Genomic DNA, 25,052 nt, shown 5'->3' on the forward strand with positions numbered 1-25,052 from the left:
TCGGCGTTAAATGTCTTTGCGCAACCAGCCGGTTCGTTTAGCGTGATGAACTGGAACCTGCTGAACTGGCCCAATACCTCGGATCTGGTCAACGATACAACAACGCGCCTTCCTTATTACCGGACGGTGGTCGAGTATGCTGATCCCGATATCCTCGTCACCGAGGAGAATCAGACCTCGTACAGCACAACCTGGTTCCTGAACTCGGTCCTGAACCTGCGCAGACCGGGTGTATACCGCCAGGGTAATTACATCCAGGGCCCCGACAGCAACAACGGCATTTTCTACAAGGATTCACTTTTCCGTTTTGTGAGCAATGTGCCGATCGAAACGACATTGCGCGACATCAATGTCTTCACCTTGGTATTTAAGCCGACCGGCGACACGCTTCGGGTGTATGCCGTACACCTGAAGGCCAGCACAGGCGTCACCAACGAAGCCCAACGCGCACAGGAGGTGGATTCACTTCGCCGCCGGACGGATCTGCTACCGGCGGGTACCGATTTTCTCGTTTGTGGCGACTTCAATATTTACGGAGACTATGAAGCCGCCTATCAAAAATTGATCGTAGACCGCCCTGTCGATGACGGCAATGTTGTCGACGTCCTGAATCTTACCGGCATCTGGAATGATCCCGCCTACGCGCCATTTCACACCCAATCAACACGACTGAATGCAGTCGGTGGAGGAAGTAACGGCGGGATGGACGATCGTTTTGATATGATACTGATGTCAAACGCGCTGGTGCAGGCAGGTGAATTGTACTACCTGCCCGGCACCTACGAGGCTATCGGTAACGACGGTAATCACTTCAACGAGTCGATCAACTACGGGACCAATACAGCCGTTCCGGCAACTGTTGCTGATGCTTTGTACGGAGCATCCGATCATTTGCCGGTCATCGTTCGGATACAGTCGGGTACCTCGCCCGGAATCAATGAGCCGGAGTTACCCATCACTGCTTTTCGAGTTTTCCCAAACCCGACAAACAGCTATTTTCAACTGGAAGGGGACTTGCGAGATCCGGTCGGAGAACTGTTTTTACACCTGTACGATCTGCAAGGAAGAAGCATTTTTTCCGAAGATTTGAATAGAATGCCTTCCGGGTATTTCAGAATCGAACGTGCTTTGCCGACGGGTCTGGAACCTGGCGCGTATCTGGTTACCTTGAGTGCTCGTAACTGGCTGAAGGGCAGCGTTTTAATTGTTGGCTGGTAAAAAATAAGTGCTCTGTAAGAACGGAGTGTAATGCACCCCCGCTTGGTGTTCAAACCTTTTAATTTTCCTGGTAGTTAAATGATTTGTTTGTGATCGGCTTCCATGAAAAAGAAAGTGGGTACTCCAAGGCCTCAGGTCGGTTCCTTGCTGATCTCTGAGCCTTTCAATCCGGAGCCTTCGTTTAAACGCTCGGTGGTCATCATCAGCCAGCATAACACGAAGGGTACGATCGGGTTTATCATCAACAAACCGACTCCGTTGAAGATCGGGGATGCCCTCGACGACTTTCCGGAGTTCGATGCGCCGGTCTATTGGGGTGGTCCGATCAAACTGGATTCCATCTACTACGTGCACTCGATCCGGAATCTTCCGGGGAGCAAGAAAATCAGCGAGGGCATCTATTGGGGTGGAGATTACGAGCAGTTGAAAGTGATGATCGAATCGGGAGAAGTGACGACGGATCAGATCAAGTTCATTGCTGGTTTTGCATGCTGGGTTCCGCACCAGTTGGAAGATGAGATCCTGCACGATAACTGGTGGATAACGCCCGCGGATACGCACAGCGCGCTGATTGAAGAACCGACAACGGTCTGGGGAAGCGTGCTGCGCAAGATGGGACACGTTTACGGCATCCTGAATGATTTCCCGGAGGATCCCGGCATCAATTGAAATATCAAGAAAATAAAAAGCCCCGAAACATCTGCTTCGGGGCTTTTTCATGCTGATGAAGTTCAGCGCAGGTGTACGATACGCGACTGCCCGTTTACGGTAACCGTTGCTTCGTCGTCGCAGGTCCCGCTGCCGAAATCGATGCTACGGTCTGGACGGTTGGAGCTGCTCACGCTGATGGTTCCGCTTGTGATCCAACGGCAATCATGCTCCCGAACAAGGTCGGTAAGCGTCGCTTGAAAAGTATCCCCGCGATCATTGCTGCCGGTAGCGGTACCATTTACACGATAGACATCATTCACGCAGGTACTGTCACCGAATCCGGCAATCATCTCCCGTGTGCGTTGGCTGTTCCAGGTTTTCCACCGCCCATCGGGCAAGGTGACCCGCATGTTTTGCGCATCGATGTTCCACACCATGTTACCAGCGGCATTGAAACCGGTATTCGTCACCGTCCGTGTGCCTTCAATGAGACGGCCATCAACATGATAATCGGAGAATACGACGGTCCACGCAGCGCCCGGATCGAAGTAGCGACCCGAATAGGTGATCAGGATCTGACCGCTGCGGGTCCTTCCGTCCTGTCCGGTACAACCGGTCCCGAAATCGATCGTGACCGTGTGGTTGATCGAATCACGCAGGATGTTGGCGCAACTTCCGAAGCCGAAGCGACCGGTTTCGGAGGTGCGTTGGTTGGATACACCGCTGGTCATCGCCGCTTCGGCATCCAGATGATCCATGTCCGCGTTGATGTTTTCCGCCTGACCGATCTCCTGGAGAGCGGTCATCGCGTTTTCGCTTTCTGAATTACTGTCTTTCTTGCAACCGGTGTTCAAGAGGAGGGCCAGGGCGGCGACAAGACACACCAGGGCCGTGAAACGTGTTGGTTTCATAGTAAGAGGAATGAAGGTGTTGGGGTAACGTTCGTCCCGAACGCTGGGGTGTTTGCAAACGACAACCCTATGACCGCCGGTAGGCCTTGAGGTTTAAGGACGAGCGAAAAAAGTCAACCCCAGTTGGTGGCGAAGTGGAAGGAAGTAATATTGAATCCCTTTTTCAGATAGAGTCGGTGCGCGTCGTAGCGGGCTGGAATGCTGCCAGAGTCCAGGTGCACGCCATCCAGTCCTTGTTTTCGCGCCGTCTCGAATACGCGCTCGAGCAGCGCGGAAGCGTATCCTTTTCCCCGATAGTTGGGGAGGGTGCCGAGGTCATCCACATAAATCACACGCCCCCAGGCCAGATGCTCGCTGTAACGGTATCCGCAGAAGGCGGTGGCTACACCGTCTTCTTCCGTATAGATAAGATGATAACCCCGCTGCATCATCCCACCGATCAGCGATCGGATATTCTCTTCATTCACGTTCGGTCGCAAAGCGCGAACAACCGGTAGCACTTGCAACAATTCGTCGGGATGCTGGATCGTTTTGATCATGATGGTAGTGGACGTTGAGCGGGACGATTCAGGTGAAGTTTAATCGGACGATCGGACGGGTAGGGGAGCGCCGTGCGACTTCCCGAAAGCCTGCCTTCAAATATCCGCCTAAGGTACCGGTATAGGCGAATACGTCGGGTAGCCCCGCCGGCTGATCAACCGGGTACGCTTCGATCCGTTCCGCGCCCGATTTCCTGGCGAACTGTGCGGCGGCATTGATCAGCGCAGTGGAAAGTCCCTGGCGACGATGATCTTTTCGAATGAAGAGGCAGACGATGCTCCAGGTCGGACTGTCATCCAAAGGCTTCAGGATGCGGGAACCGGAGAGGCGCGGGAAGTCTTCGCGCGGACCCATCGAAATCCAGCCCACAGCTTCCTTTCCGGAGAGGGCCAGAATACCCGGTGGAAATTTCCTCGTAAGGTTCCGCAGCCGCCTTTTATTACCTGCCCCTTTGCCGGCATTGTAGTCGGAAGCTTTTAATCGCCAATGCATGCACCAGCAACCACCGCAAGCACCTTTTTCACCGAAGAGGTCTTCCAATTGTGACCAGTGACCAGCTGTCACCGGCTCAAAACGAATCCTGGCGCTGCTCATTGGATCAGTTTTCTCAAATACTCCAGGTTTTTCCTGTCCATATCGTCCTCCTTATCCGTTTCCAGCACTTTCGGAACGTCGGGAAATTTTTCCAGCATGCGTCGAAAACAATCCCGGCCAAGTTCACCTCGTCCAATGTGTTCGTGCCGATCGAGTCGGCTGCCTAATCCGCCTTTCGAATCATTCAGGTGAATGGCTTTCAGTCGTTCCATGCCGACTTCCTGATCGAATTCCTTCCAACATGCCTGAAACCCCTTTGCATCGCGTAGATCGTAACCTGCGGCGAAAGCATGGCAGGTATCAAAGCAGACGCCGAGCCGGTTGGAGCGCACAGTTTTCAATAATGTACCGAGATGACGGAATTGATACCCCATGCTGGTGCCTTGTCCTGCTGTGTTCTCGATCAGGATATGGGTTCGACAAGCGGCGGTTCGTTGCAGCACTTCCTGCAATCCTTCGGCGATCCGGGCGAGGGTGACTTCATCAGACCGACCTTGTGCGGCACCCGGATGCAGGACGCACCCCGACAAGCCAAGGGCATGACAACGGCGTACCTCACCTTCGAGGGCATCGACAGATTTCGAAAAGAGGGCAGGGTCCGCCGAACCCAGGTTAAGCAGGTACGAACAATGGGAGAAGATACGCTTGACTCCGCTCTTCTTCCAGGCCGATTTGAATGATCGGATGGCTTCGTCCGAAAGCACTTTGTTGACCCACTGGCGCTGATTTTGGGTGAAGATCTGCATCGCGTCGATGCCGAGTGCATCCGCTTCTTCGAATGCCTTTTCCAATCCACCGGCTATCGAACAGTGTACTCCAAGCAACTGCGCTTTCATGCGGTCTTCCATTTGATATTGCAGCCGATGCTGGGTCGCTGAAATTCCGGTGCGGGGCCGCCACGCAGCAATTCATCGAGCGCATGCCGAAGATCGTGCCCGGTAACCGGAAGATCCGACTTAGGACGCGCGTCATCCAATTGACCGCGATAGTAAAGGCGACCCGAGGTATCATACACGAAAAAGTCCGGGGTGCAGGCTGCATCGAACGCGCGCGCAACCTCTTGGGTGGCGTCAAAGAGATACGGGAACGGATAACCCATTTCAACCGCGTGTTTCCTCATTTCCTCCGGGCTGTCTTGAGGATATTGCACCGGATCGTTGGAGCTGATCGCCAGGAAGGAGATACCACGTGCGCCATACGAACGCGCGATGTTCATGAGTTCTGCTTCGATCAATTGAACATACGGACAGTGATTGCAGATAAAGGCCACTACCAGTGGCTTTCCCAGGAATTGGGAATCCTGATAGGTGCGATGGGTGACCGTATCCGGAAGTGAAAAAGCGGGGAGTGGTGTCCCCAACTCGACCATGGTGGACGGTGTGCGCGCCATAAACTATTGTTAATCAGCTAATGTACCTCAGCATGAGGCAAGTGAGAAAACGAAAAAATTTTTTCCTGAAGGTCGTTTGATTTAAAAAACTGCTATTTTTGCAGCCTCTTTAAGGCGATTTCGTAGCTCAGTTGGTAGAGCAATACACTTTTAATGTATGGGTCCTGGGTTCGAGTCCCAGCGAAATCACAAAAAAGGCCTCCCTCCGGAGGCCTTTTTGCTTTTACAAGATCGGGTGTCGTTGGAATGGTTTGGTCCGATCGAACAGGTAGCGATACGTGATCAGAACCCGGCTGCGGTAGGTTCCAAGGCTTTCTGCGATCGCGACCATCTTCGGATTGAAATCTCCGATCCATTGCATCTCGAAGTCTTCATAGAGTTTCTTGCCCTGGATCACACTCGCTCCTTCCACGATCATGAAGGAGTCGACACCTTTACCCTGGTGTTCCGGTACGATCCCGAATACGAGGCCGATGAATTTGTTCGTCTTCCTGCGCTTGAGCATCCAGACGAAACGTAGTTTTTCCAGTAACCCGAATTTGCCTTTGAACCGGCCGAAGAGCTGGTTGATGTCGGGAAGGTTTACCCACATCGCCACCGGTTCGTTCTTATAATAGACATACCAGATGGCCAGTTCATCGATGACGGGTTTCATCTTTCGGAAAAAGCCCTGGACCTGCCGGGATTCCAGTTCTTTCCCAGCGCCGTGCTTGACCCAGGCCTTGTTATAGACTGTTCTAAAATCCTCCGCATACTTTTCCAGCCGGCTCTTCCGCAGGTGCTCGGCACGATAGTCCGGATTCTCCCTGATCGCGGCATGCCTGGCATAGAATTTTTCCTGCAGCCGGTTGGCCACCTTGAGAGAGTAGCACCATTGCTGGAAGTAGATCTGGAAGCCGTACGACTCGAATAATTCCCGGTAATACGGCGGGTTGTAGTTCATCTTGTAAGGTGGCGGATCGAATCCTTCCACGATGAGGCCCCACCAGGCATCCCGTTCGCCGAAATTGATGGGTCCGTCCATGGCCTCCATACCGCGAGCTGCCAGCCAGTCACGTGCGGTATCGAACAGCAGGTTCGCGGCTACCTGGTCGTGGATGCATTCGAAGAATCCACATCCACCGGTGGGCTGGCTTTCTTTCTTTGCCAACCGGTCGTTGATGAAGGCGGCGATCCTGCCTATGACCTGGCCGTCGTTGTCGCGCAACAAGAACCGGGTACACTGACCATGTCGGAAAAACTTGTTCTCCTTCGGATCAAAGACGGCTTTGATGTCCTTGTCCAACGGCTGCAAGTAGTTCGGATCGCCCCGGTAAAGACGTATGGGAAAGCGGATGAACGCTTCAGCCTCCGCTGGCGTGGTGACTTCACTGATCTTCATCGGGTGCGAATGTAGGAAATGGAGGGGAGCGGTGTAAAAACGAACCGCCCCGGAATAAATCCCGGGGCGGCCGCTGGTCGTTGGTTAAACGAGGATCATTTTGCGTTGATGGCAATCTTCTTTTGAAGTTCCATTACGCTGGCTTTGAATTTCTTGTCGGTTTCGATGAGGTTGTTGACTGTACGGCAGGCGTGCAGGACCGTGGCGTGGTCCTTTCCGCCACAGTGGGCGCCGATGCTGCTCAGGGACGATTTCGTCATGTTCTTGGCAAAGTACATGGCGATCTGGCGGGCCTGAACGACCTGGCGCTTGCGGGTCTTCGACTTGAGCATCTCGATGGGCAGGTCGAAATAATCGCAGACGATCTTCTGGATGTAGTCGATCGAGACTTCGTGCGTGGTGTTCTTGACGAACTTGTCGATCATCTGCTTGGCGAGCTCCAGCGTAACCGACTTCTTGTTAAGCGAAGCCTGGGCGAGGATCGAGATCAGGGCGCCTTCCAATTCGCGTACGTTCGAGGTGATGCTGTAAGCGATGTACTCGACAATCTCTTTCGGCAATTCAATGCCGTCCTGGTACATCTTCCGGTTGAGGATGGAAATCCGGGTTTCCAGGTCAGGCATCTGCAGATCGGCCGCAAGACCCCACTTGAACCGGCTCAGCAGGCGCTGCTCCATTCCCTGGAGATCGACCGGCGCCTTGTCCGATGTGAGGATGATTTGCTTCCCGGTTTGGTGCAAATGATTGAAGATGTGGAAGAAGACATCCTGGGTTTTTTCCTTGCCGGCAAGGAACTGGATATCGTCGATGATCAGTACATCCATCATCTGGTAGAAATGGACGAAATCGTTCTGTTCGTTGTTGCGGACGGCGTCGATGAACTGCAGGGTGAACTTCTCACTTGTCACATACAGTACGGTCTTCCCGGGATGGCTGTTCTTGATCTCGATACCGATGGCGTGCGCCAGGTGGGTCTTGCCCATTCCGACGCCACCATATATAAGGAGTGGGTTGAAAGCGGTTCCGCCGGGTTTGCCGGCAACCGCGTATCCGGCCGAACGGGCCAGACGGTTGCAATCGCCCTCGACGAAATTCTCAAAGGTGTAATTCGGATTGAGTTGGGACTCCACATTCACCTTCTTCAATCCGGGGATGATGAAGGGATTGCGGATCGTGCTGCTCACGTTCACCGGAACACTGACCGGAGAATTCTTCAGGTCACCGGAGGTCTTGGTCGGGATGCGCACGGTGTAAGGCTTTTCAGCCACGGCGTGTTCCATCACAATGCTGTACTCCAGTCGACCCTCGGGTCCAAGTTGCTGGCGGATGACTTTCTTGATCAGGGTGATATAGTGCTCTTCAAGCCATTCGTAGAAAAACTGGCTCGGAACTTCAATGGTCAGAACCTTGCCGTCCAGACGGATCGGCTTGATCGGTTCGAACCACGTCTTGAAGCTTTGCGGGCTGACGTTGTCCTTAATGATCTGCAGGCATTTTTTCCAAACACTCTCGCAGGTTTTCTCCATAGTGGTCTCCTCTAAGAAAAGTGGTTTTTGTGTGGTGCGTAAAATCGAATCCGTCGTGATGTGCCGCCGTTAAGCGGGTAATGCGTTTCGTGTGTTCTTGTCCCGTTCGTTTCGTTCTCTGTTTCCCGTGACGAAAATAACGTAACAAAGGTTTGTAGAAAAACTATTTAAAAAAAATTTATGCTCCTATTGTGTAATCAGAAAGTTTTACTTGTCCGCCGAGGAGCGAACTTTTCTTTCGATCACGATCAAAGAAGTAGTCGATTCTCCCGAGACGAATGCCGGCCCATCCGACTTGTGCTACATGCACGGTCTTCCCGGCTTTGTTCGACAATTGTACCGGCTCGTCGAGGAATGTATGCGTGTGTCCGCCGATGATCAGGTCAATGCTCGAGGTTTCTTCGGCCAGTATGATATCGGAGACTTTCTTTTCCTTGTAACGGTAACCCAAATGCGACAACGCGATCACGAGGTCGCATTTTTCATCGTGTTTTAATCGCCGGGCTGTTTGCTCGGCAATCGACACTGGATCCAGGTAGCGTGCGTTCCCATACATCCGCGCGTCAACCAGTCCCTGCAGTTCGATGCCGATACCCAGTACGCCGATCTTTAATCCTCCGCGCCTGAAAATTTTGTAGGGGAGTACCCGTCCGTTCAACGGCGTGTCCTGTAGCTCGTAATTCGCGTTCAGGAACGGAAACCTGGCATCCTGTTCGATGCGTTCCCGCAAATTGTCGATGCCGCCATCGAAATCGTGATTGCCGATCGTGACGGCATCATACCCCATTTCACTCATGAGTTGCAGTTCAAGTGCTCCTTTATATAGGTTGAAATAGGGCGTACCCTGAAAAATATCGCCGGCATCCAGCAGCAGTACGTACGATTCCTCTGAACGGATCTGCCGCAACAATGCTGACCTGCGCGCGAAACCGCCCAACCCCGGATACTTGGGGTCATTGTCCGGAAACGGATCGATCCGGCTATGGACGTCATTGGTGTGCAGGATGGTTAATTTGATCGAATCGGTCCGTGCAAAAGCGGGCACCGGTATCATGCCGGCAGCGATCAACGCGGCCGTTCCGCTGGCATAGCGCAGAAAACTCCGCCTGGAAACCAGGCCGGATGTGTGTCGGGAAGGGTTATTCTGCATGTTGGATCCTTCCATCGAGTGTGACAACAAGCGTTTGGCGCTGCTGTCCGAGTTTTTCCAGGCGCTGTACGATCGCATCTCGTACCCGAAGCCTCAGTTCTTCTTTTCTCAAAGCGTCCGCAAAGGCAGTATAACGATCGCCGCCGTTCGCCAGATAATCGGACGTTAACACCCGGTAGGTTCGGCTGGTGTCCAGGGGTTCGCCGCCGATCCGGACGGAGTCCGCCAGGTTGCTGCTGATCAACATCCGAAGGCCCGAAACCGGAGCGCCACCGGTGGAAGCAACATGGTTTAACAGTTCCAGCAACTTGCTCCCGCGAAGTGTTATGACGACCAATTCATTGTCAAACGGCATGAGCTCGTACACATCTCCGAGCGTTATCGCACCCATCGGAAGCGAACGTCGCAATCCTCCGTGATTGAATAGAGCAAGGTCGATCGTTTCCCGGGTTAGTGCTGCAGCTTCCTGCATACAGGCATCGGCCACGAAATCGCCGAGCTTACCTTCCGGCTGCTTCTTTTCCAACGGTTGGGCCGATTCGGCCAAGACCCGCGCCATCGACCTGTTCAAACTGTCCCGATACGGAGCGATCCGTCCTTCGATCTTCGGATCCTGCGTTGTGTAGGTGCTGTCACTGAAAACATATTCCTGCAACTGCACGTGCTGCAAGGCAGGACGGGAACAGGCCCAACCGCTCAGCAGGAATAACGAAAACAATAACCTTCCGGAACGCAGCATGACGTGAAGCCGGTGATGGGTGGTGAATGGATGAACTGAAAGGAATCTGACGGACGAAAAACGCGAAGAGTAGGAAGGGCGCGCCCGCTGCGGGATTCCGTCATACAAGTATAGGAAAAAATGTAGTCGTTGTTACCTTCGTCGCTCGCTACAGGATTTTCTTTCCGATGTACCAGCACGAAACCAGCTTCCGCGTCCGATATGGTGAGACCGATCGGATGGGATATGTCTATTACGGCAACTATGCCACTTATTACGAAGTCGGGCGTGTGGAGGCCTTGCGCAGCCTGGGTTTCAGCTATCGTTCGCTCGAAGATAGCGGTGTCCTGCTGCCGGTTTCCGACTTTTCAGTCCGGTACCGAAGGCCTGCTTATTATGATGACCTGTTGGTGCTCACGACCCGGATCGTATCGCTTTCTGGTGTCCGGTTGCGCTTTCTATACGAACTGCGGAATGAGGCAGGCGATCTGCTGAATGAGGCGGAAACTACCTTGGTTTTCGTGAGCAAGGCTACGGGTCGACCCTGTCAGCCCCCGGACGCTTTGCTCCTTGCTTTGAAGAAGTTCCTTCCTTAAGACTCACAAGCGATCCATCAGGTATCGGTACAACTCGAGGTTCCCGAGAATGTCCGCTTTGTGCACCTTTTCCTTCGGGCTGTGGACGTTTTCTTCCGGCGGACCGATGAAACACCAGTCGATGGGGTAGGGTTGCTTCTGTAGTTCCGTTCCATCACTTCCGCCGGCTCCTTCGACTTCCCGCTGATAGGGTAGGCCGCTGGCTTCCGCCATCGACAGGATCCTATCGACAAAGCGTCGACGCGGCAGTCCGGAATCCCGAAGAGAGATTACAGGCCCTTTTCCTGCTGGTACGCCTTCCGTTACCCAGGTGACATCCGAAATCAGGGCCTGCCGGATGCCGTAACGTTCCCAGAGAAAACGGGCGAGATATGGAACACTTCCGCCACCGTGTTCTTCCCAGCACGAAAATACCACGGCTCCATGCTCCAGGGTCTCGCATAGCCGAAGTGCATTCCAAACGCCTAAGCGATTATCCATGTAACAGCATTGTACCGATACTTCGTCTTCGATCCATTTCGGTTTGAACGTCAGGTCAGTACCGCGGTCCAGTTCTCGTGTTGCTGCATAGTGCCAGTGACTTTCATCGTCAACCTGAACCGTACAGGTAATCGCTCCCTCCCAATCGTGTCCGACCAATTCTGTTCCGCTTTCAAAATGTGGGCTTCCAATCCTCACCAATTGCCGGTTATATCGGACGGTGAAACCGATCGAATCAATATGGGCAAAGACGGCTGTTCGTGGCTTTCCAAATACCAGTAACAGGCAATCCTGAAAGTCTTCGCCGGCAAAGACCGCCGGCTGATGCTTCCAACGATGCCCGTGCTCGTGGATATAGGCCAGCAGGAATTCGGTCATCGCGCCTTCATTTCCGGAAGGAGCATGGATGGAGCAGAGTTTTTTCAGGAGTGCAAAGGATTCCTGCATACGGTGTCTTTTTTATTTGGGTATCAAAACGGTCAGAAGGTCGTTTCCGATTTGTTCGGTTGACAGCGTCCTGCCCTGAACCGAAACCGCGGGAACGCCCTCGCCAAGATGAACGGGAGACGTAAAGATCCTGGCTTCGTCCCACAGGTTTTCCGAGATAAGGTTATTCAGGGTTACTGATCCGCCTTCAACCAGTACAGACTGCAAACCGAGATCATACAGGCTGGCAAAGGCATCACGATAAAAATGGGATCCTTCCTCCAGCCTGATCTCCTCCATACCCGCGGTCGGTCCCACTATTTTCTGTGAGAAACGGATCGTTCGAACCGATCCGTCGAACAAATGAAGATCACCCTGAACACGCCCGGTTCGGTCAAAGAGTATCCGGACCGGTGATCGCCCCGGCCATTCCCGTACAGTGAGTTGAGGATTGTCGTTAAGCGCAGTGGCACTGCCCACCGCTATGGCACTTTCTTCCGAACGCCATCGGTGGACCAGACGATGTGCCTCCGACCCGGATACACGACGCCCTACCGGATCATTGGTCTTCGCGCCCAGGAATCCATCCAGTGATGCGGCCCACTTGAGCAGGATCCAGGGCCTGTTTGCTACATGGAATTTGAAAAAGCGTCGGTTCAGCCATCGCCCCGCTTCCGCCTCGATACCGACTTGCACTTCCACACCCGCTGCACGTAAGCATTCAATGCCTGTTCCATTAACAGCCGGAAAGGGGTCGGTATTGGCAACCACGACTTTCGGAATTCCATAACGCAGGATGAGGTCCGTACAGGGAGGCGTTTTACCATGATGCGAACAGGGCTCCAGGTTCACGAATAAGGTCGAGGATTTCAATCGCTGTTCGTGACCTCTGCGAAGGGCATCTTCCACGGCCCGTACTTCAGCATGCGGACCGCCGAAGACTTCGTGGTATCCTTCACCCAGGATCATCCCGTCCTGCACCAGGACGGCGCCAACCAAGGGATTCGGCGCGACCCGTCCGAGCCCCAATCGGGCAAGTTCGAGCGCACGCTCCATGAACCGGATATCCAACATGTGGCGAAGTTAGGCAGAAAGCGGTGGTTCCCGTTCATCGCCGTATTTTCGTCGAATGAATTGGGGCGAATTCGTCCGGCTCTCCAGAGAACGACTTCCTTCCGAGTACGAGGAAGAGGAACGTATCGCCGTGATCGAACGATTGATCGAGGGAAGGTGTAGCATGCGCCGCATCGACCTGGTGATCCGACGAGCGGAAGCGATCGAAGCTGAAACAGAAAAGCGTTTAATGGATGACCTTGCACGCCTGGAGCGTGGAGAACCGGTCCAATATGTACTCGGCAGAGCCCCATTCATGGGCATGAACCTGCAAGTATCACCTGCGGTGTTGATCCCTCGCCAGGAGACCGAAGAAGTGGTCCGCCAGGCAATGGATAAGGCAAGAAGTTGGATGGCGCGCTACCCGGGAACCAGACTCCGGATTCTGGATGTTGGCACCGGAAGTGGTTGCATCGCTATCAGCCTGGCAAAAGCCTTCCCTGATGGTGAGGTAATCGGCATTGATATTTCCGACGCGGCCCTGGAAATTGCTAGGCGCAATTCGTCGGAGCAGGACGCAGCTGTGCATTTTCTGCAAGCTGATGTTTTGCAGGAAACGCAACTGTCCGAGATGCCGTTTCATCTGATCGTGAGCAACCCGCCTTACATCCCGCAAGCGGACGAAGCGACGCTACACAGCCGTGTCCGCGACCACGAACCTCCGCAAGCCTTGTTCAGTCCGACGGAAGATCCGCTACTGTATTATCGCGTCATCGCGGGACGTGCATCCAGGTGGATGGTGCCCGGCGGTTGGTTGATTTTTGAAATACACAGCGGAACGGGATCCGAAACGGAGGACCTACTGAAAACCGCCGGACTGGTGGATACCTCACATCTGCGCGATCTGAACGGAAACGAACGCATTGTTCTCGGCCGGCTACCCGATGATGTGGCGGGTCCGGGTAAATAACGCAACTTTGAGATTGAACCATGAACGAAAAAGCAGCCAAAGCGCGGATCGAAGAACTTTCTGCGCTCATTGATAAGCACAACCGGCTCTATTATCAGGATGCCAAACCGGTGATCAGTGATTTCGAGTTCGACCAGCTTTTGGAGGAACTGATCCGCCTGGAGAAGGAGTTTCCGCAGTTCCGCGCATCCGATTCTCCAAGTCTGCGGGTCGGAGGTGAAGTAACGAAAGAGTTCGTCTCCGTTACCCACAGGTATCCCATGCTCTCGCTCGGAAATACCTACAGCGAGGAGGAAGTGCGTGAGTTCGACGAACGGGTGCGTAAAGTGGTAGGAGAGGACGTCGCATACGTCTGTGAATTGAAGTTTGACGGCGTAGCCGTCGGGATGACTTACCGGGATGGCCGGCTCGTACAGGCAGTCACCCGGGGCGATGGCGTAAAGGGTGATGATGTCACGGCCAACATCCGAACGATCCGAACGATTCCACTCCGCCTGCACGGTGACTTCCCGAAGGAGTTTGAGATCCGGGGTGAGGTGTTCATGCCCCGCTCGTCATTCGATCGCATCAACAAGCAACTGGCTTCGCAATTGCGTGAGGACGGATACGATGAAGGGGAGATTGCGGACCGACTCATGAAAAATCCGAGAAATGCCGCTGCAGGTACGGTGAAAATGCAGGACTCGGCCCAGGTCGCGAAACGCGGGCTCGATTGCTACCTGTACTTCGTACTCGGGGAACGTTTGCCTTTCAAAACGCATGTCGAATCGCTGGAGCAGGCCGGTAAATGGGGCTTCAAAATAAATGAGCACTACAAATTGTGTAGTAATCTGAAACAGGTACTCGACTTTATCCATGCCTGGGATACGCGCCGTGCGAAATTACCGTATGATACCGACGGCGTTGTCATCAAGGTCAACGACCTGGGTTTCCAGCGGGAATTGGGATACACCGCGAAGTCACCGCGTTGGGCGATCGCTTACAAGTTCAAGCCGGAGAATGTTTCCACGGCCCTGTTGTCCATCGATTACCAGGTTGGAAGAACGGGAGCGATCACGCCTGTAGCCAACCTGGCACCGGTTCACCTGGCCGGTACCACCGTGCGTCGTGCCACCCTGCACAACGCCGATCAGATCGCTAAACTCGATCTCCACATCGGGGATCATGTTTTTGTGGAAAAAGGTGGCGAGATCATTCCGAAGATCACCGGTGTCGACCTCAAGAAACGCCCGAAGGACGCGACGGCGGTACGTTACATTCGAAAATGTCCGGAATGTGGCGAAGCATTGATTCGTCGTGAAGGGGAGGCCTTGCATTATTGTCCGAACGAGGACGGTTGCCCGCCGCAGATCAAGGGGAAGATCGAGCATTTCATTTCCCGACGGGCGATGGATATCGACAGCCTCGGCGAAGGCAAAGTGGAACTGCTCTTCGATAAGGGACTGATCAAAGAACCGGCAGACCTGTACCGCCTGGAAGCAGGACAGTTACTGGGCTTGGAGAAAACCCTTTCCACGGAGCCGGGAGAAAAGCCGAGAGTCATTCGCTTGCAGGAAAAATCGGTGCAAAAGATCCTGCAGGGAATCGAAGCCTCCCGTGAAGTGCCCTTCGAGCGGGTATTGTACGCCATCGGGATACGGTATGTCGGGGAGACTGTGGCGAAGAAACTGGCCCAACATTTCAAAACCATGGACGCCCTGGCAGCGGCAGGGGCGGAGGAGTTGATACAGGCTGAAGAGATCGGTGAAAAGATCGCGGAAAGTGTACACGAATATTTCCGCGACAAGAAACACCTCCGGCAGATCGATGCCCTCCGGAAGGCCGGGTTGAAAATGACCCTGGATACACGTGGCAAAGGTCCCCTTAGCGATAAACTGGCCGGTATGGCGTTTGTCGTCTCCGGTGTCTTCGAACACTTCGAACGCGATGCACTCAAGGAAGTGATCGAACGCCACGGAGGAAAGGTCCAATCAGGTGTTTCATCCAAGACGACCTACCTGCTGGCAGGCTCGGAGGCCGGTCCCAGTAAGATCGAAAAGGCGGAACGGCTGAAAGTAAAAGTCATCGACGAAGCCACCTTCGAGCGAATGATTCGATGAGTGCTCGCATCGGATGAAAAGCCCTATCTTCGTCTGGCTAGCAGCAGAACCTTGGCCGTACCCAAAAAGATTCGGACGTATCTCGGACAGCGACGCTTCCTGCAGGATGTGCGGAAGCTGAAACTGGTGCACGAGGTTGTTCCATTCGATGACGCCCAGAAGATCGGGATACTTTACGATGCCACCGACGCGCGTGATTACGAAGTGGTGAAGGCATATGTGAAACAGGTGCGTTCCGTCTACAAAAAGGATATCCAGGCTATGGGTTTTGTCGACAAGAAGCAACTGCCCAACGGACAGTTCGCCCAGTATGGTCTCGATTTTTTCACCCGCAAAGACCTCGACTTCCGCCTGATTCCGAAGGACCCGATCGTCGATAACTTCATTCGGGAACCTTTCGATATCCTGATTAACCTGAATAATGGGAAATCATTCCCGCTACGCTATATTGCCGCTGTTTCGCATGCGAAGTTTCGCATCGGCCGATATGACAAACGCAATATCACCTGCTACGAAATGATGTTGCAGTTGCCCCCGGACACCGGTATAAAAACCGTCATCGAAGAGACGGAGCACTACCTGCGCCAAGTAAAACGCTGAACCATGAACCTGAATAAACTCAAAGGGACCGGTGTCGCCCTGGTGACACCCTTCCATAAGGATGGTAGCATTGATTTCAAGGGGTTCAAAAAACTGCTCGACAGGATCATCGACGGAAAAGTGGAATACCTGGTTCCGCTTGGCACCACGGGTGAATCGGTCACCCTCACGAAGGACGAACGTCGTGCTGTGCTGGATTTCGTGCTGGAGATCAACGACGGCCGTTTGCCGGTCGTGCTGGGATTGGGTGGAAATAATACCAACGAGATCCTCGAATGCATGGAAGAAATGGATTTCGACGGTGTCTCCGCGGTGCTGTCCGTATCCCCGTACTACAACCGGCCTTCCCAGCGGGGGATCTACCAGCATTACAAGATGATCGCCAACGCCTGCCCGGTTCCGCTCATACTCTATAATGTTCCTTCCCGCACGGGCTCGAACATGGATGCCGAGACCACCCTGGAACTGGCGCACGATGTACGCAACATCATCGGAATCAAAGAGGCTTCCGGCAATCTGGAAAAGGTCATGCGCATCCTGCACGGTCGTCCGAAGGACTTCCTGGTGATCAGCGGCGACGATCTGCTCACCCTTCCCATGCTTGCCTGCGGAGCCGATGGCGTCATCTCGGTCATCGCCAACGCATTTCCGAAGGATTGGAGCGAAATGGTCCGGGCCGGCTTGGAAGGTAATTTTGACCGATCTCGAAAACTGCACTATAAACTGCAGGAGATCACCCGTGCCATTTTTGTCGACGGAAATCCGTCCGGAGTCAAAGGGTTGCTCAGTTTTCAGAACGTTTGTGCCGAGCATGTCCGGCTTCCATTGGTATCGGTCGGTAAATCCACGATCAACAAGTTCGAGACCATCCTCCGTGGCTGATTTCCGCTGAACTTTTCGCAGCGAAAGGTGTTTCCTCAAGCGAAATCGATGATGCGGATCCGCCTTTTTCTCCTTTTCCTGCTTTTTGGCCAAGTGGCCTTCGCGCAGGCCCCTTCGGCTACGTTGAACGGCCAGGTCGTTGACAAGCTCAGTAACCAGCCCATACCGTTTGCACCGGTACAGATCTCCGGTACTACGATCGGAACGACCACCGACGAACAGGGTCGGTTTGAATTCCGTGGATTGACACCGGGAATCTACAACATCGAAGTCACGTCGGTCGGCTACGACAAGGCGGCTGTTTTCGAGATCGATGTAAGTTCGACCCGTGTACGGCCTGTCCGCGTCGAACTCGTCGCACGTTCAACCGAGCTGGAAGAAGTGACTGTTCGCCCCGATCCGTTTGTGAAACTGGAAGAAGCCCCGGTTTCCGTCTATAATGTCGGTGAAGTGGATATCAAACGTAATCCTGGAGCCAACCGGGATATCTCCAAAGCGCTGCAATCGTTGCCCGGTGTAGCGGCCACCGCCAGTTTCCGCAACGACCTGATCATTCGCGGCGGTTCCTCGAACGAAAATCGATTTTACCTCGACGGTATCGAGGTCCCCAATATCAACCACTTCGCCACACAGGGTTCCACCGGAGGCCCCGTGGGCATGATCAACGTAGACTTCATCCGGGAAGTTGACTTTTACAGCAGTGCTTTCCCGGCAGCTCGCGGTAACACACTCAGCTCGGTCATGGATTTCAAGTTGAAAGAGGGCAGGGCAGAGCGAATGGGTTATACCCTGACGTTGGGAGCATCCGACCTGGCAGCGACCGTGGATGGGCCCTTGTCCGATAAGGTGAATTTCATCGCATCCTGGAGAAGAAGCTACCTGCAATTTCTCTTCAAAGCGATCGGTTTGCCATTCCTGCCGACCTACGATGATTTCCTCGTCAAGACAAAATGGAAGATCGATGATCGTAACGAGATCACCTTCCTGGGTCTTGGTGCCGATGACCGGGTACGACTCAACCTGGAACAGGACGAAACCGATTTGCAGCAATACCTCCTCAATAACCTTCCGGTCAACACGCAGTGGAATTACACCGTCGGAGCCGTTTACCGCCGGTACCGAACGAACGGATATTCCCTGTTTGCACTTTCAAGAAACCAGTTGCAGAATGACGCGGAGAAATTCCAGGACAACGATGCGTCTTCTGAGAACAACCGCTTGCTCGATTATTCCAGCCGGGAAACGGAGAACAAGTTCAGGTACGAACAAGTGGAAAGGATCGGAAGCCAGAAAATAACCTTCGGCATGAACCTGGAATCGGCCGAATATACGAATCGGACCTTCAACAGGGTGCCGTATGTGGGAGAAGTCCGGTATCAATCCGACATCAGCTTCTACAAAGCTGCCCTCTTCGCGCAGTGGAGTATCTCCGCTCTCCGGGAAGATCTTACGCTATCAGCCGGATTTCGTCTGGATGCCAATACGTTCAACGAACGGATGCAACGTCCCCAGGATCAGTTTTCTCCCCGACTGTCGCTCAGCTATCGGCTTTCCGACCGCTTCCGTTTCAATGCCAACGCCGGACGGTACTTCCAACTTCCGGCCTATACCATTCTTGGCTTCCGCGATAATGCAGGAACCTTGGTCAATAAGGTGGATGCCCGCTACATGCAGTGCGATCACCTGGTCGCCGGTTTCGAATACACGGCACCCTCCTTTGTCCGAATTACCCTCGAAGGATTCTACAAGAACTATTCGCAGTATCCCTTCAACCTACGCGATTCCATTTCCATCGCCAACCAGGGCAGCGATTTCGGTACCGTTGGAACTGTACCTGTTCGTTTCGACAATAGGGGGCGTTCCTATGGGGTCGAATTCATGGTACAACAGAAACTGTTCAAGAAAGTATTCGGCATCCTGGCTTACACACTTTTACGCAGTGAGTTCGAAAGTCTGGACGGTGCATTTCTGCCTTCTTCCTGGGATTTCCGGCATGTCGTCAGCCTGACCGGCGGCAAGTACTTTCCCAAGAACTGGCAGGTGGGTTTTCGTTTCCGATTCAACAGTGGTACACCTTATACGCCTTTTGACGTTGCAGCGTCTGTCGAGAAATCCAACTTCGACATCACCGGACAAGGTATCCCGGACCGTACCGCCATCAACGCCTTGCGCACCGATGCGTTTCATCAGCTCGACCTGCGGATCGATAAGAAGTATTACTATAAAAAATGGAGCTTGAACTTTTTCCTGGATGTGCAGAATGTCTATAATCAGGTAACGGAATTTGCACCTTACGTCAGTGTACAACGGAATGCCAACGGGCAGCCGATCGTAGATCCCAATAATACCGACGCCTATTTGCCCTTGCTGATCCCCAATGAAGCGGGGAGCCTTATTCCAAGTATCGGAATCGTGGCTGAATTCTGATCTTTCTGCCCTTCGCCCTCCATATTCCCGCGTTGGCAAAATAAGGTCCGTCCTTTCCTTGCCGGATTACCGCATTCGGTTACATTTGGTAACTAAATTCAAATGCGATGGGAAGATTCCGATTCCTTCATTTAATGGTTTTCCTGACCCTGCTGGCAGGTTCCGGGCCGTTGTATGGACAACACCTCATCCGGTTTTACATGAAAGCCAAAGTCGGCTACCGGGATGACAAGGGTGCTATCGTGGTGCCGGCCACCTACGATGCCGGTTCCGAATTCATCGAAGGAAGGGCCCTGGTGGTCCGCGATAGTCTTCGTGGCTTTCTCGATGTCTTCGGCACGGAGGTTATTCCGCTGCAGTTTTCGGATGCCGGTGTCTTCAACAAAGGGATTGCACGCGTAGCCAGGGATGGTAAGTACGGTTGGATCAGACCGGATGGTTCGTATTCGATCCCCGCGCAGTTCGACCTGGCGGATGAGTTTTGCGACGGACTCGCACGGGTGATGATCGGTGGGAAATTCGGTTACATCAATCGGGATGGACAGACGATCATCGCGTTGCAATATCAGAATGCCCGGAATTTTTCTTCCGGACTTGCACCGGTTTACGACGGAAAGAAGTGGGGATTCATCGATGCTGCCGGTAAATGGATTTTGCCTGCCTCCTTCGACGACGCGCAATCATTCCACAACGGAGAGTCACTCGTTCGAAAAGGGGAGAAGATGTATTTCATCGATACAAAAGGTAAGCGGACACGCGAATTGGAAGTGCCCGAAGAGGAATTCACCAAACGTAAACGCTAATCTTTTGAACCCATGAGAAAGCAATTACTCATTGCCGGATGGATGGTCATCCTCCTGACCGGTATTTCAATATCCACCTCGAACGCGCAAGCCGGTCAATGGGCCTGGATGGGTGGTGATACACTTGGAAACTACGCCGGAAGTTTCGGAGTCCAGGGAGTCCCGTCTCCGACTAATTGGCCGCAAGGCATCTACGAAGGTTCCGAATGGACCGACCGGAACGGAAAGTTCTGGCAGTACGGCGGTGGAACCAGCTTCGGATGGAACGATAACCTCTGGATGTTCGACCCGGCAACAGGCTTGTGGACCTGGATGAGCGGTAACGGTGCCGCTGGTTCCGGTAACCCCGTATATGGCACTCAGGGCGTTGCTGCACCCGGTAACACGCCCGGAGGACGAGGCCGTACCTCTGCCACCTGGGTGGACCTATCCGGTAATCTTTGGCTGTATGGTGGAGTGGGCAATGCCGGCAACATGGGGGATCTGTGGAAATACGACATCAACACCAACCTCTGGGCCTGGATGAAAGGATCCCAGACAGGCATGGCTCCCGCCAACTGGGGCACATTGGGTGTACCGTCTCCGACAAACGATCCCGGTCAACGCATCGAAACGAATGCGGCATGGGTCGATAACGCTGGTAATCTGTGGCTCTTCGGTGGTGATGGTTACAACGATACCTGGAAGTACGATGTCAATACCAATGAATGGACCTGGATGGCTGGACCCAATCTCCAATACCAGAATGGTAACTGGGGAACAAAAGGCGTTGCCGCTTCCACCAACGTGCCTTCCAACCGGATGGTACATGCACATTGGAAAGACAATAACGATAACTTCTGGATGTTTGGCGCCTACTCGACCCAGGGGATTTTTGATGATGTCTGGAAGTACGATCCTTCCATTAACCAATGGACCTGGATGGCCGGTAGCAACGTGCCGGGTGCCGGACAAATCTACGGTACTGCCTGCGTAGAAGATTCCGCTAACACGCCGGGTGCACGATTTGAGAATCGGTCCTGCTGGCGCGACTCCTGCGGGAATCTTTTCGTCTATGGTGGCGGCAACGACCTCGGTCCTTCAGAGGGTTACGGCGACTTTTGGTTCTTCAATGTCTCCACGCTCAAATGGACCTACATCAGCGGTAACCAGACACCGAACTCGGATCCCGTATATGGCACGCTCGGGGTTTTCAATCCGACCAACTATCCTGGTAATCGCTACGGGCCGCTTCCTTATGCCGATCAACAAGGTTACTTCTGGTTGTTGGGAGGCTATGTGAATTACACGGGCTTCCACGCTGATATCTGGAAGTACCAACCCGATCCTTCTTGTCCCGCTGCTGCCTGCCTGGCCAATTTCCCCAGAGCCGATTTCATCGCCAGTGATACGTCCATTTGCATCGGAGAATGCGTGACCTTCACCAACAATTCGGTGAACGCGACGATTTATCAGTGGACATTCCAGGGTGGCATACCTTCCGTTTCCATTAGCGCGAATCCTGCACCGGTATGTTATTACAACCCGGGCAGCTATGCCGTCACGCTTAGTGCCGGCAACAGCAACGGGGTGAGTACCCGGAATGTGGTCGGGTACATCAATGTCTATGCACCCATTCGTCCTACGGTAACTTACATTAACGACACCTTGTATTGCAGTCATGCCTTGAGTTACCAATGGTACCTCAACGGAGCGGCGATTCCCGGCGCGACCGACAGCGCATTCGTCATGACTCAAAGCGGGGTCTATTACGTTCAAGTCACCGATATCCACGGCTGCAATGCCTATTCGATCCAGTACGACATCGTATTGGGTGTTCAGTCGATCGGTTCGCAGAACGGTTCTTTGTCGCTCTTCCCGAACCCCAGCCAGGGTTCATTCCAATTGTCGGCGACAAACCTGAAAACCGGACACCTGCAACTGGAAGTGCTGGACGCGATCGGACAACGGGTTTACCTGGAGGAATGGGATCAGACTTCGCCTGATCTGAATCGAGGTGTCAGTCTGCCTGCCGTAGCCAACGGCTTGTACACGGTCCGGCTACGTCAGTCCGATCAACTGATTCTCCGGAATTTGCTCATCACCCGATAACGATACGAATTACACGAGAAACAGCGGTACCCCAAGGGCCGCTGTTTTTTTGCATCCTGTCGCAAGGGTGAATTTCAGGCGCACTCCGACGACAACCAAACGAGAACGGTATCTTTACCGGAAACTATCACCCAAATGCGTAATCTGTACCACTTGCTTGTGCTGGCTTTCCTGTTGCCTGCGATCGCAGAAGCACAAATCACCATCCAATCCGCCGATCTTCCTTCCGCCGGAGACACCTTCCGGGTCAGTACCGCTGCACCAACTGCGGGAATCGATCTGACCACGACCGGCGCCAATGCCGTATGGGATTTTTCCCAGTTGGTGTCCAATGGACAAACGATCGATACGTTCTTAAGTGTCAATGCGACCGCTTCGGTGTTTTCCGTCGTGTTCAGCGACCTTCCGTTCAATCCGAACCGCGCTAATCAGGCAACCCGGGGCCAGGCGTTTAACCTTGGAACGGTGAATGTCAGCGATGTCTTCAATTTCTTCTACAACAGCAGCACGCAGTATAAGCAACCCGGCTTCGGCGCGACTGTCAACGGCGCCCAACTGCCGATCATCTATTCGTCGCACGATGTCCACTATGAATTCCCGCTCTCGTTCGGGAATACCGCTGCTTCGAACTCCGGCTACGAACTGGACCTGACGAGCACCCTCGGATTCTTCTTCCAGGTGGATCGCAACCGACAGACTGTCGTGGATGGATGGGGGTCAGTCACGACTCCGCACGGAACTTATAATGCCTTGCGGGTTGTCAGTACAATTGTCGAACAGGACAGTGTCTACATCGACTCGCTTGGATTTGGTTTGAACCTCCCGGCGATCACGACCGTCGAATACAAATGGCTGGCAAACGGAGAGGGGATTCCCGTATTGCAGATCAATACCACGGCAACGGGCACGGTTACACAAATCCGTTACAAAGATGCTCCGCTTACAACCGGAGTTCAGTCACTGAATATAATAAGTGATCTGACGGCCTATCCGAATCCGGCCAGCAACATCCTGACCGTACGCTGGAACGCGGCCAATGCAGCACCGGTATCCCTTGAACTGAGGGACCTGCAGGGTCGGATCGTTTTTTCTAACCAGTTGCATGGCGTTGCAGGTACCAATATCCGGGTGGTGGACCTGGCCTCACTTCACCTGGCCGAAGGTCCCTACCTATTGCGACTGAATGATCGTGTTACGAACATTCAAGTGCGCGACTGACCCAGGCAAGAGTTTTAGGGAGGCGGGAAGATGTTCTTTCCGCCTTTTTTATTTGTTGATGGATCGCTTCAGGGCTACCATGCGGATAGCCGTGGTTGCCGCCTCAACACCTTTGTTCCCGTGTTTACCGCCAGCCCGGTCGATGGCTTGCTCCAGGGTATTGGGTGTCAACACGCCGAAAATGAAGGGGAGTCCGTACTCGAGATTCAGGTCCATCAATCCGTTCGCAACGGCATCGCAGATGAAATCAAAGTGCCGGGTTTCTCCCTGGATCACACAGCCCAGGCAAAGGATGGCGTCGTAGCGCTGCTGGTCGGCCATCCAGCGGGCTCCTAAGGGTAACTCATAGCTTCCCGGTACATCGACCCGTTCGATATCCTCCGCCGAACAACCAGCGGCTAAGAGCGCTTCCCGGGCTCCATCGGCGAGTGCGCCGGTGATCTTGTCATTCCAGGAAGAAACGACCAGCGCAAAACGCATTCCCTTCGCGGAAGGAAGTTCGGCCGCGTTGAAATCAGACAGGTTCTTCAGATGGGTAGCCATGGATGCTGCGGATATGAAAAAGGCTGCCGTTCGGGCAGCCTTTTTCATGCGTTCGTTTAGGGTTATTTACCGATCATCGCCTCGGCACGGGAGATGTATTTCTCGGCCTGTGTGCCTTCGGTGCTGGCAGGATAGTCCTTCTTGAGGCGTTCGTATACTTCCTTCGCTTCCTTGAAATTGGATTTACCTTCCAGCGCGCCGGCCAGCTTCATCAGCATGATCGGGGTGGTGAAGTTGTTCGGCTTTTCCTTGGAAGCCTTTTCGTAGAACGAAATGGCTTCGTCGGCGTTGTTCAATTCCATATAGGCATCACCGATTGCACCGTAAGCGAGCGAACCGGTAATCTCGTCTTTCGCATCGTAGCTCTTCAACGACTCTACGGCCTTGTCGAAAGCGCCGGTGCGCAGATAAGCCATGCCGAGGTAGTAGCGAGCCAGGTTGCCGGAGGGGCTGACACTGTATTGGTTCACGATCTCCTCCAGGCCCATGTTGTTGCCATCGCCATTGATAGCAAGACGGAGGGAGTCCTGACGGAAATACGCTTCAGCATGGAAGAGGGCGGTAGATGCTTCTTTCTCCTTACCTGCAACGTATACTTTCTGATAAAACAGGTAACCGCCGACCGCTACGACCAGGGCACCGATGATGATACCCAGGCTCTTGCGATTCTGGTTGATGAAATGCTCCGTGCGCCCGATCGCTTCCTGGACGCTGATTTCCTGTTCTTGTTGAGTTTCAGCCATTTTTGTTCAAATAAACAAGGCTGCAAAAATAACCTTTTTTTG

General features: G+C 53.5%; 24 protein-coding genes and 1 tRNA gene. 12 read left to right on the forward strand and 13 right to left on the reverse strand.

What is annotated here, in order from left to right; genetic code table 11:
* Nucleotides 1–45 precede the first annotated feature (45 nt).
* Both IPJ96_07850 and IPJ96_07855 read left to right on the forward strand, forming a co-directional pair.
* Nucleotides 46–1,218, forward strand: a complete 1,173-nt coding sequence (locus IPJ96_07850) for a hypothetical protein (protein ID MBK7910262.1) — start codon at nucleotides 46–48, stop codon at nucleotides 1,216–1,218.
* A 102-nt stretch (nucleotides 1,219–1,320) separates the two neighbouring features.
* Entirely contained in the window at nucleotides 1,321–1,887 is a 567-nt protein-coding gene (locus IPJ96_07855) for a YqgE/AlgH family protein (protein MBK7910263.1), read from the forward strand.
* A gap of 62 nt (nucleotides 1,888–1,949) precedes the next feature.
* On the opposite strand, the gene IPJ96_07860 is transcribed toward IPJ96_07855, so the two are convergent.
* From IPJ96_07860 to IPJ96_07880, 5 genes are all read right to left on the reverse strand, one after another.
* On the reverse strand, nucleotides 1,950–2,780 hold the full coding sequence (locus IPJ96_07860; protein MBK7910264.1) for a hypothetical protein: 831 nt from the start codon (nucleotides 2,778–2,780) through the stop codon (nucleotides 1,950–1,952).
* 113 nt (nucleotides 2,781–2,893) lie between these two features.
* Nucleotides 2,894–3,319 carry a GNAT family N-acetyltransferase gene (locus IPJ96_07865; protein MBK7910265.1) on the reverse strand — a complete coding sequence of 142 codons (426 nt, stop codon included), beginning with the start codon at nucleotides 3,317–3,319 and terminating at the stop codon, nucleotides 2,894–2,896.
* Between the two features lie 28 nt (nucleotides 3,320–3,347).
* Complete coding sequence (locus tag IPJ96_07870; GenBank protein ID MBK7910266.1) at nucleotides 3,348–3,914, reverse strand: GNAT family N-acetyltransferase; 567 nt, start codon at nucleotides 3,912–3,914, stop codon at nucleotides 3,348–3,350.
* Nucleotides 3,911–4,750, reverse strand: a complete 840-nt coding sequence (locus tag IPJ96_07875) for a deoxyribonuclease IV (GenBank protein MBK7910267.1) — start codon at nucleotides 4,748–4,750, stop codon at nucleotides 3,911–3,913. The genes IPJ96_07870 and IPJ96_07875 overlap by 4 nt, the downstream gene beginning before the upstream one ends.
* Nucleotides 4,747–5,304 (reverse strand): thioredoxin family protein, encoded by a 558-nt coding sequence (locus IPJ96_07880; protein MBK7910268.1) that lies wholly within the window; start codon nucleotides 5,302–5,304, stop codon nucleotides 4,747–4,749. Before IPJ96_07880 ends, IPJ96_07875 begins: the two co-directional genes overlap by 4 nt.
* 116 nt (nucleotides 5,305–5,420) lie before the next feature.
* On the opposite strand from IPJ96_07880, the gene IPJ96_07885 reads away from it, so the two are divergent.
* Nucleotides 5,421–5,493 (forward strand) — tRNA-Lys (locus IPJ96_07885).
* Between the two features lie 34 nt (nucleotides 5,494–5,527).
* Here IPJ96_07885 and IPJ96_07890 read toward each other — a convergent pair.
* The 4 genes from IPJ96_07890 to IPJ96_07905 all read right to left on the reverse strand — a co-directional run bounded on the left by IPJ96_07890 (nucleotide 5,528) and on the right by IPJ96_07905 (nucleotide 10,100).
* Nucleotides 5,528–6,685: a hypothetical protein gene (locus IPJ96_07890; GenBank protein ID MBK7910269.1), complete on the reverse strand. Its 1,158-nt coding sequence runs from the start codon at nucleotides 6,683–6,685 to the stop codon at nucleotides 5,528–5,530.
* Nucleotides 6,686–6,780: 95 nt separating this feature from the next.
* The gene (gene dnaA, locus IPJ96_07895) at nucleotides 6,781–8,211 is read right to left on the reverse strand and encodes a chromosomal replication initiator protein DnaA (protein ID MBK7910270.1); all 1,431 of its coding nucleotides are present in this window, start codon (nucleotides 8,209–8,211) and stop codon (nucleotides 6,781–6,783) included.
* A gap of 178 nt (nucleotides 8,212–8,389) precedes the next feature.
* Nucleotides 8,390–9,361 carry a metallophosphoesterase gene (locus tag IPJ96_07900; protein ID MBK7910271.1) on the reverse strand — a complete coding sequence of 324 codons (972 nt, stop codon included), beginning with the start codon at nucleotides 9,359–9,361 and terminating at the stop codon, nucleotides 8,390–8,392.
* Nucleotides 9,351–10,100, reverse strand: coding sequence for a 5'-nucleotidase C-terminal domain-containing protein (locus tag IPJ96_07905; protein ID MBK7910272.1), 750 nt, complete (start codon nucleotides 10,098–10,100; stop codon nucleotides 9,351–9,353). The genes IPJ96_07900 and IPJ96_07905 overlap by 11 nt, the downstream gene beginning before the upstream one ends.
* A 167-nt stretch (nucleotides 10,101–10,267) precedes the next feature.
* Between IPJ96_07905 and IPJ96_07910 the strand changes: the two genes are divergently transcribed.
* A complete protein-coding gene (locus IPJ96_07910; protein MBK7910273.1) occupies nucleotides 10,268–10,675 on the forward strand; it encodes an acyl-CoA thioesterase in 408 nt (135 codons plus the stop codon).
* 3 nt (nucleotides 10,676–10,678) lie between these two features.
* On the opposite strand, the gene IPJ96_07915 is transcribed toward IPJ96_07910, so the two are convergent.
* Nucleotides 10,679–11,602, reverse strand: a complete 924-nt coding sequence (locus IPJ96_07915) for a M20/M25/M40 family metallo-hydrolase (protein ID MBK7910274.1) — start codon at nucleotides 11,600–11,602, stop codon at nucleotides 10,679–10,681.
* 12 nt (nucleotides 11,603–11,614) lie between these two features.
* The gene (gene ribD / locus IPJ96_07920) at nucleotides 11,615–12,652 is read right to left on the reverse strand and encodes a bifunctional diaminohydroxyphosphoribosylaminopyrimidine deaminase/5-amino-6-(5-phosphoribosylamino)uracil reductase RibD (GenBank protein ID MBK7910275.1); all 1,038 of its coding nucleotides are present in this window, start codon (nucleotides 12,650–12,652) and stop codon (nucleotides 11,615–11,617) included.
* Nucleotides 12,653–12,710: 58 nt separating this feature from the next.
* On the opposite strand from ribD, the gene prmC reads away from it, so the two are divergent.
* From prmC to IPJ96_07960, 8 genes are all read left to right on the forward strand, one after another.
* Entirely contained in the window at nucleotides 12,711–13,604 is an 894-nt protein-coding gene (prmC, locus tag IPJ96_07925) for a peptide chain release factor N(5)-glutamine methyltransferase (GenBank protein MBK7910276.1), read from the forward strand.
* 20 nt (nucleotides 13,605–13,624) lie between these two features.
* A complete protein-coding gene (ligA, locus tag IPJ96_07930; GenBank protein MBK7910277.1) occupies nucleotides 13,625–15,703 on the forward strand; it encodes an NAD-dependent DNA ligase LigA in 2,079 nt (692 codons plus the stop codon).
* A 51-nt stretch (nucleotides 15,704–15,754) separates the two neighbouring features.
* Nucleotides 15,755–16,303: a hypothetical protein gene (locus IPJ96_07935; GenBank protein ID MBK7910278.1), complete on the forward strand. Its 549-nt coding sequence runs from the start codon at nucleotides 15,755–15,757 to the stop codon at nucleotides 16,301–16,303.
* Between the two features lie 3 nt (nucleotides 16,304–16,306).
* Nucleotides 16,307–17,185, forward strand: a complete 879-nt coding sequence (locus tag IPJ96_07940; GenBank protein MBK7910279.1) for a 4-hydroxy-tetrahydrodipicolinate synthase — start codon at nucleotides 16,307–16,309, stop codon at nucleotides 17,183–17,185.
* Between the two features lie 48 nt (nucleotides 17,186–17,233).
* On the forward strand, nucleotides 17,234–19,612 hold the full coding sequence (locus IPJ96_07945; protein ID MBK7910280.1) for a TonB-dependent receptor: 2,379 nt from the start codon (nucleotides 17,234–17,236) through the stop codon (nucleotides 19,610–19,612).
* A 107-nt stretch (nucleotides 19,613–19,719) separates the two neighbouring features.
* Entirely contained in the window at nucleotides 19,720–20,415 is a 696-nt protein-coding gene (locus IPJ96_07950) for a WG repeat-containing protein (GenBank protein MBK7910281.1), read from the forward strand.
* A 12-nt stretch (nucleotides 20,416–20,427) separates the two neighbouring features.
* The gene (locus IPJ96_07955) at nucleotides 20,428–22,506 is read left to right on the forward strand and encodes a T9SS type A sorting domain-containing protein (GenBank protein ID MBK7910282.1); all 2,079 of its coding nucleotides are present in this window, start codon (nucleotides 20,428–20,430) and stop codon (nucleotides 22,504–22,506) included.
* 135 nt (nucleotides 22,507–22,641) lie between these two features.
* Nucleotides 22,642–23,724, forward strand: coding sequence for a T9SS type A sorting domain-containing protein (locus IPJ96_07960; GenBank protein ID MBK7910283.1), 1,083 nt, complete (start codon nucleotides 22,642–22,644; stop codon nucleotides 23,722–23,724).
* Nucleotides 23,725–23,772: 48 nt separating this feature from the next.
* Here IPJ96_07960 and IPJ96_07965 read toward each other — a convergent pair whose 3' ends face one another.
* Together IPJ96_07965 and IPJ96_07970 are read right to left on the reverse strand one after the other, a co-directional pair.
* The gene (locus tag IPJ96_07965; GenBank protein MBK7910284.1) at nucleotides 23,773–24,267 is read right to left on the reverse strand and encodes a 6,7-dimethyl-8-ribityllumazine synthase; all 495 of its coding nucleotides are present in this window, start codon (nucleotides 24,265–24,267) and stop codon (nucleotides 23,773–23,775) included.
* Nucleotides 24,268–24,329: 62 nt separating this feature from the next.
* Complete coding sequence (locus tag IPJ96_07970; protein ID MBK7910285.1) at nucleotides 24,330–25,010, reverse strand: tetratricopeptide repeat protein; 681 nt, start codon at nucleotides 25,008–25,010, stop codon at nucleotides 24,330–24,332.
* Between the last annotated feature and the right edge of the window lie 42 nt (nucleotides 25,011–25,052).

It is taken from the genome of Bacteroidota bacterium (assembly GCA_016713765.1).
Taxonomy (GTDB): Bacteria; Bacteroidota; Bacteroidia; order AKYH767-A; family 2013-40CM-41-45; genus Pollutiaquabacter; species Pollutiaquabacter aromativorans.

Bases quoted from the DNA above. Each gene is read 5' to 3' on its own strand.
- IPJ96_07900 (MBK7910271.1), bottom strand. From the start codon at position 9,361: ATGCAGAATAACCCTTCCCGACACACATCCGGCCTGGTTTCCAGGCGG.
- IPJ96_07855 (MBK7910263.1), top strand. From the start codon at position 1,321: ATGAAAAAGAAAGTGGGTACTCCAAGGCCTCAGGTCGGTTCCTTGCTG.
- IPJ96_07940 (MBK7910279.1), top strand. From the start codon at position 16,307: ATGAACCTGAATAAACTCAAAGGGACCGGTGTCGCCCTGGTGACACCC.
- IPJ96_07910 (MBK7910273.1), top strand. From the start codon at position 10,268: ATGTACCAGCACGAAACCAGCTTCCGCGTCCGATATGGTGAGACCGAT.
- IPJ96_07965 (MBK7910284.1), bottom strand. From the start codon at position 24,267: ATGGCTACCCATCTGAAGAACCTGTCTGATTTCAACGCGGCCGAACTT.
- IPJ96_07865 (MBK7910265.1), bottom strand. From the start codon at position 3,319: ATGATCAAAACGATCCAGCATCCCGACGAATTGTTGCAAGTGCTACCG.
- IPJ96_07890 (MBK7910269.1), bottom strand. From the start codon at position 6,685: ATGAAGATCAGTGAAGTCACCACGCCAGCGGAGGCTGAAGCGTTCATC.
- IPJ96_07880 (MBK7910268.1), bottom strand. From the start codon at position 5,304: ATGGCGCGCACACCGTCCACCATGGTCGAGTTGGGGACACCACTCCCC.
- IPJ96_07970 (MBK7910285.1), bottom strand. From the start codon at position 25,010: ATGGCTGAAACTCAACAAGAACAGGAAATCAGCGTCCAGGAAGCGATC.
- IPJ96_07875 (MBK7910267.1), bottom strand. From the start codon at position 4,750: ATGAAAGCGCAGTTGCTTGGAGTACACTGTTCGATAGCCGGTGGATTG.
- IPJ96_07945 (MBK7910280.1), top strand. From the start codon at position 17,234: ATGATGCGGATCCGCCTTTTTCTCCTTTTCCTGCTTTTTGGCCAAGTG.
- IPJ96_07955 (MBK7910282.1), top strand. From the start codon at position 20,428: ATGAGAAAGCAATTACTCATTGCCGGATGGATGGTCATCCTCCTGACC.
- IPJ96_07850 (MBK7910262.1), top strand. From the start codon at position 46: ATGAACTGGAACCTGCTGAACTGGCCCAATACCTCGGATCTGGTCAAC.
- dnaA (MBK7910270.1), bottom strand. From the start codon at position 8,211: ATGGAGAAAACCTGCGAGAGTGTTTGGAAAAAATGCCTGCAGATCATT.
- IPJ96_07960 (MBK7910283.1), top strand. From the start codon at position 22,642: ATGCGTAATCTGTACCACTTGCTTGTGCTGGCTTTCCTGTTGCCTGCG.
- IPJ96_07905 (MBK7910272.1), bottom strand. From the start codon at position 10,100: ATGCTGCGTTCCGGAAGGTTATTGTTTTCGTTATTCCTGCTGAGCGGT.
- ligA (MBK7910277.1), top strand. From the start codon at position 13,625: ATGAACGAAAAAGCAGCCAAAGCGCGGATCGAAGAACTTTCTGCGCTC.
- IPJ96_07950 (MBK7910281.1), top strand. From the start codon at position 19,720: ATGGGAAGATTCCGATTCCTTCATTTAATGGTTTTCCTGACCCTGCTG.
- IPJ96_07860 (MBK7910264.1), bottom strand. From the start codon at position 2,780: ATGAAACCAACACGTTTCACGGCCCTGGTGTGTCTTGTCGCCGCCCTG.
- IPJ96_07870 (MBK7910266.1), bottom strand. From the start codon at position 3,914: ATGAGCAGCGCCAGGATTCGTTTTGAGCCGGTGACAGCTGGTCACTGG.
- IPJ96_07915 (MBK7910274.1), bottom strand. From the start codon at position 11,602: ATGCAGGAATCCTTTGCACTCCTGAAAAAACTCTGCTCCATCCATGCT.
- prmC (MBK7910276.1), top strand. From the start codon at position 12,711: ATGAATTGGGGCGAATTCGTCCGGCTCTCCAGAGAACGACTTCCTTCC.